The following is a 5,749-nucleotide window of genomic DNA, read 5'->3' on the forward strand; positions in this document are numbered from 1 at the left end:
ACCTCGCATTACCCCTCGCCGCAAGTGATGAGCGATGCGGTGCGTGCCAGCGGGTGCGAAGTGCTGACGGTGGGCCTGCGCCGCCTGCAGCCGGAAAGCGGTGGCGGCAACAGCTTCTGGCAGCGCATCCAGGCGCTGGGTTGCCACATCCTGCCCAATACGGCGGGCTGCCACAGCGCCGAGGAAGCGATCACGCTGGCGCAGATGGCGCGCGAGATTTTTGGCACGACCTGGATCAAGCTGGAGGTGATCGGCGACGACTACACCTTGCAGCCCGATACGCACGCCACCCTGCACGCCGCAACGGTGCTGGCCAAAGAGGGCTTCGCCGTCTTTGCCTACACGACGGATGACCTGGTGATAGCCCAGCGCCTGCGCGACGCGGGCTGCGCGGCCGTGATGCCCTGGGCCGCGCCCATCGGCACGGGCCGCGGGCCGTTGAACCCTTATGCGCTGGAAACCATGCGCCGCCGCCTGCCCGATGCGGTGCTGGTGGTGGATGCCGGCATCGGCCGGCCTTCGCATGCCGCGGCGGTGATGGAGCTGGGCTTTGATGCGGTGCTGCTGAACACCGCGGTGGCGCAGGCCGGCGACCCGGTGCGTATGGCGCGGGCGTTTGCCGACGGCGTGGCTGCCGGCCGCGCCGCCTATGAGTCAACCCCCATGCCGGAGCGCGCGGCCGCGCAGGCTTCCACGCCGACGGTCGGCGTACCCTTCTGGCACGCACCCTGACTGGACTTCCGATGAAAACACCCGCCTTTGCCCCATTGACCGGCCCGATTGGTTTTTACCCTGTGGTGCCCGATGCGGCCTGGATCAAACGTCTGCTGGGCTGGGGCGTGCGCACTGTCCAGCTGCGCATCAAGGCGGCGGACCACACGCCGGGGGAAATTGCTGCCGAAGTACAGGCGGCGATTGAAGCAGGGCGCGGCATCAAGGGCGCGCAGGTTTTCATCAACGACCACTGGAAGCTGGCGCTGGATTTCGGCGCCTACGGGGTGCACCTGGGCCAGGAAGACCTGGACACGGCCAACCTGGATGCGCTGCGCACCGGCGGTGTGCGGCTGGGCCTGAGCACCCACACACCGGCTGAACTTGTGCGCGCGCATGCGGTGCAGCCGTCTTACCTGGCCATCGGCCCTGTCTACCCGACGACGCTCAAGGTCATGCCTTATGAGCCGGTGGGGCTGGAGCAGCTGCGCGACTGGGCCCTGCGGGCCTCGCCCTACCCGGTGGTGGCGATAGGCGGCATCTCGCTGGACCGCATCGCCGGCGTGATGGACTGCGGCGTGGGCGGTGTGGCTGTGGTGAGCGCGGTGACGCTGGCCGCCGACCCGCAGGAAGCCGCGCTGCACGGCCTGCGCCTGGCGGCACCGAACCGGGCCTAGATCGGGTTCATGGATGAAAAGGCCCGTTCAGGCAATCTGAACGGGCGCGAGAAGCTATTAATTTGATAGCGCTGGATAGTCTGTGTAGCCCTTTTCGCGGCCGCCGTAGAAGGTGGCCTTGTCGGGGATATTGAGCGGTGCGCCAGCGCGCAGCCGCTCCACCAGGTCCGGGTTGGCTATGTAGGGCTTGCCGAAGGCGACCAGGTCGGCGCCGTTGGCGACAGCTTTTTCAGCCAGGGCCTGGTCGTAGCCGTTGTTGACCATCCATGCGCCCTTGCCGCCGGCCTGACGGTAGGCGGCCTTGAGTGCCTTGTAGTCGAACGGGCGGTCGTCGATTTCGCGCGGGCCGCCGGTGGCGCCTTCGATGATGTGGATGTAGGCGAGATTGAGTGTGGCAAGCTGCTTGACCACGTAGTCAAACAGCGGCTGCGGGTTGCTGTCATGCACGTCGTTGGCGGGTGTGACGGGCGACAGGCGAATGCCGGTTTTGCCGCCGCCTACCGCGTCCGTGACAGCTCGCGTGATTTCCAGCAGCAGGCGGGCGCGGTTTTCGATGCTGCCGCCGTAGTCGTCGGTGCGCTTGTTGCTGCCGTCTTTGAGGAACTGGTCGAGCAGGTAGCCGTTGGCGCCGTGGATCTCGACGCCGTCAAAACCGGCCGTCTCGACGGCGTTACGCGCCGCTGCCGCAAAGGTGTGCACGATGCCAGGGATTTCTGCTGCCGTGAGCGCGCGCGGTTCAGAGGTTTCAACAAAGGTCGGCACGCCGTCCTCGATCAGCACCGTCTTGGTCTTGGCGGTGATGGCCGAAGGCGCGACCGGCTTGCCGCCCTCAGGCTGCAGCTTGGTGTGCGACACACGGCCCACATGCCAGAGCTGCACAACGATCTTGCCCCCCTTGGCATGTACTGCACGGGTCACTTCCTTCCAGGCGTCGAGCTGCTCGCTGCCGTACAGGCCCGGCACGTCGGCATAGCCCTGGCCCTGATGGCTGACGGCCGTGGCCTCGGTGATCAGCAGCCCGGCGCTGGCGCGCTGGCCGTAGTAAATCTGCGCGATGTCAGTCGGGATGGCGTTGGGTGAGCGGTTGCGTGTGAGCGGCGCCATCACGATGCGGTTGGCAAGGGCCAGGTCACCGGCTTTGTTGGAGTCGAATAGGGTGGGCATGAAGAGATCCTGAATGGAGGCTTGAATGAAAACAGGGCCAGTTTGGCCCTGTTTCGATTGGCTTGCCCAACACGGGTTGCTTGAATCGTGCTATTGCAACTACTTGTCCCCGCTTCCGATTCCGCTCGCCCCTTGTGGATGCGCCGAGGAGCGGAGGGCCAGACGGATCAGGGCAAAAACTTGTYTGAGCGAAGCGAGTTGTTTTTGACCCCGGCTGGACCGAGCACCGCAGGTTGCCCGYAGCGMAGCGRAGGGACGCAGGAACCAGGGTCRCCTTTTCTTTGCTTACTTTCTTTTGGCGAAGCAAAAGAAAGTGAGTTGCCGCCGGCAACCCCGGCCCCGGAACGCAAACTGCGATCAGCGTCCGGGAGGCGTCACTTATTTCAGCAATCCCTCATGCTTCATCGCCGCCTGAACAGAGGGGCGTGCCGCCACACGCTCACGAAACGCAGCAATGTTCGCAAACCCCGAAATATCCACCCCCACCCGCGGTGCCCAGTTGGTCACAGTGAAGAGGTAAGGATCAGCCACGCTGAAGGCATCGCCCATCAGGTATTGCTTGCCGGCAAGCTGGCTGTCCACCCACTTGAAGCGCGACAGCAGCTTGTCGATGACGATAGTCTTGTAGTCGGCCGGTGTGGCGGCATTGAACAGCGGGCTGAAGCCCTTGTGCAGTTCGGTGCCGACAAAAGTCAGCCACGACTGCAGCTTGTAGCGCTCCAGCGTGCCGTTGGCGGGTGCGAGTTTCTTCTCCGGCACCTGGTCGGCGATGTACTGCACGATGGCCGGGCCTTCGGCGATGCGCGTGCCGTCGTCCAGCTCCAGCAGCGGGACATAACCCAGCGGGTTGATGGTGTAGTAGTCGGTGCCGTCTTCCAGCTGGTGGGTTTTGGTGGGCGCCAGCACATGCTCGAACTTCAGGCCCGACTCGTGCAGCGTGATGTGGGGTGACAGGGAGCAGGTGCCGGGGGAGTAGTAAAGTTTCATGGTGTCTTGTCCTTTGTGGGGTAGCAAAGTGCGGCGGGAGTGTGGCGGGAATGTCGCACAGCCCCTGATGCTAGCCGGAACGGCGGATTATTGCTGGCCGGCGCGCCACAATAGCCGCATGGCAAAACTTTTCAAATGGCTGGTGTTCCTGGCCCTCGGCTTGATGGTGCTTCTGGCCGTGGTGGCCTACACCTTGCACCGCTGGGTCAGCACGGACGACTTCCGCCAGCGCGTTGAGCGGGAGGCGTCGGCCGCGCTGGGCGTTCCCATGACCCTGGACCGGGTGGCGGTGGACATCTGGCCTTTGCCCGCTGTGGCGCTGAGCGGCATTTCCGTGCAAAGCAAGCCGCCGCTGACGCTGGAGCGCGTGGAAGTGCGGCCCGAGTGGCGCCCGCTGTTGCAGGGGCGCCTGGAAGTGGCCACCCTGCGGGTGCGCCGGGCGGTGTTGCCGCAGCAGGGCATTGATGCGCTGCTCCTGTTGCTGCAAAAGAAGAAGCAGGCCGCGCCCGCCAAGCCGGGTGCGCCGGCATCTGCAGCCAACACGGGCCCGGAAATGAACCGGCTTGACTGGTTGCCGCGCCGCACGGTGCTGGACGACGTCACCTGGGTGAACACCACCGGCGCACGTACCACGGTCAAGGGCGAGGCCAGCCTGGGCGCCGACGGCCTGCCGGAGAACGCTTCGCTCAAATTGACAGAAGGCAACCTTCAGGGCCTGGAAGCAACGCTGCAACGCGTGGAAGCGCAAGCCGGCGAGGCCGGCGGTGCCGCCCAGTGGGATTTGCTTGTGAAGGTGGGCGGCGGCAAGCTGGAAGGCCGCCTGGGCCTGCAGCGCGGTTTTGTGGCGGCCGCAGCAGCAACGGCAGCCGCCAAGCCGGGCGCGAAGGCGCAGCCGGTGGCGCGCTCGGCGGAAGAACTGGTGCTGCAGGGGCAACTGAAAACCAGCGGTGTCGAGGTGTCTGCGCTGACGGCGCCCGCCAAGGCCCTGACCGGCCAGCTTGACGCCACGACCACGCTCAATGCGCGCGCTGCCACCACGGCTGCGCTGGTGGATGCGCTGCAGAGCCACACCACCTTCACGGTGCGCGATGCGGTGGTGAACGGGCTGGACCTGGCCAAGGCGGTCAAAACGGTGGGGCTGAGCCGTGGTGGCCAGACCCGGCTGGATACCTTGGCCGGGCAGGTCAGCACCCTGGGGCGGTCGGCGCAGCTGACCAACCTGGTGGCGAGCTCCGGGGCCTTGAGCGCCACCGGCAATGTGGCGGTCTCGTCCGCCAAGGCCCTGAGCGGGCAGGTCAGTGTGACCCTGGCCGGCGACAGCAAGATCGGCAGTGCCATTGGTGGCGCTGTGGGTGTGCCGCTGGTGGTGGGCGGTACGCTGGACAACCCGGAAGTCACGCTGTCGCGTGCGGCGCTGCTGGGGGCCGCCATCGGCACCGTGCTGTTGCCTGGCGTGGGTACCGGGGCCGGCGCTGGTGTGGGCGAAAAGGTCGGTAAAAGCCTGCGCGGCATCTTTGGCAAATAAGCCGGACGCCTTCCCGGTTGGTGCGTCAATGAGCGCTTACTTGCCCTTAAAGCCTTGGCGGTTCTGAAGTTGCGCTGAGCTGCGCCCTTGTCCTACAGGGCCATGCGGGCGCTGCTGATTCGGAAAATCGCCGCCTGCTTTTAGCATCGGCTTATGGGTCATGGGCTGCGTTGACTCACCTTGACCTCACACTTTGATGCCCATGACGTGCGTAACGCCGTAACGCCTCATCCTGCGCATTCGCGCAAGAGGCTACTTTCTGGAGGCCATCATGCTCAAGTACGCGATTATTTTTGCGCTGATTTCATTGGTTGCCGCTGCCCTCGGTTTCGGTGGTGTGGCAGCAGGTGCTGCCGGTATTGCCAAGATTCTGTTCGGCCTGTTCCTGATCCTCGCGGTTATCTTCATCGTGCTGGCTGCGCTGGGTGTAGGCGCTGCAAAGAAAGCACTGAAGTAGATGGCTGCGAGCACCGACATGCCGGCCGGCACCATGGCCGCGCGGTTCCGGCAGCGGCTGTTCCACCCGTGGCGGCAGCCGGGCAATGAGGCTGCACGCCTGCCTGCGCCTTCTGCCGGTGTGGCGCCCAAACGGCCGCTGGGTTTCCAGGCCAGCATTGCCGAGTTTTTACTGATCAACCGCCTGCGTGCGCGCCGGCCGGCTGCACCGTCTGCCGATGTGCTGGAG

At 65.3% G+C, this 5,749-nt stretch carries 7 protein-coding genes; 5 read left to right on the top strand and 2 right to left on the bottom strand.

Annotated elements, in window-relative coordinates:
* On the top strand, positions 1 to 732 hold a 732-nt coding region (locus AC1DWI_RS11965), incomplete at its 5' end, for a thiazole synthase (protein ID WP_477724902.1).
* A gap of 11 nt (positions 733 to 743) precedes the next feature.
* Positions 744 to 1,388: a thiamine phosphate synthase gene (thiE, locus tag AC1DWI_RS11970; protein WP_477670402.1), complete on the top strand. Its 645-nt coding sequence runs from the start codon at positions 744 to 746 to the stop codon at positions 1,386 to 1,388.
* Positions 1,389 to 1,445: 57 nt separating this feature from the next.
* On the opposite strand, the gene AC1DWI_RS11975 is transcribed toward thiE, so the two are convergent.
* Both AC1DWI_RS11975 and gstA read right to left on the bottom strand, forming a co-directional pair.
* A complete protein-coding gene (locus AC1DWI_RS11975) occupies positions 1,446 to 2,552 on the bottom strand; it encodes an alkene reductase (RefSeq protein ID WP_477670401.1) in 1,107 nt (368 codons plus the stop codon).
* Between the two features lie 378 nt (positions 2,553 to 2,930).
* Entirely contained in the window at positions 2,931 to 3,539 is a 609-nt protein-coding gene (gstA, locus tag AC1DWI_RS11980; protein ID WP_477670400.1) for a glutathione transferase GstA, read from the bottom strand.
* Positions 3,540 to 3,657: 118 nt separating this feature from the next.
* Here gstA and AC1DWI_RS11985 point away from each other — a divergent pair, with 118 nt between their 5' ends.
* From AC1DWI_RS11985 to AC1DWI_RS11995, 3 genes are all read left to right on the top strand, one after another.
* Positions 3,658 to 5,064 (top strand): AsmA family protein, encoded by a 1,407-nt coding sequence (locus AC1DWI_RS11985; protein ID WP_477670399.1) that lies wholly within the window; start codon positions 3,658 to 3,660, stop codon positions 5,062 to 5,064.
* 271 nt (positions 5,065 to 5,335) lie between these two features.
* On the top strand, positions 5,336 to 5,521 hold the full coding sequence (locus AC1DWI_RS11990) for a DUF1328 family protein (RefSeq protein WP_457281859.1): 186 nt from the start codon (positions 5,336 to 5,338) through the stop codon (positions 5,519 to 5,521).
* Positions 5,522 to 5,749 (top strand): hypothetical protein (locus AC1DWI_RS11995; protein WP_477724903.1); only part of this gene is annotated, 228 nt, incomplete at its 3' end.

This window comes from Polaromonas sp. P3_C2 (genome assembly GCF_056402675.1).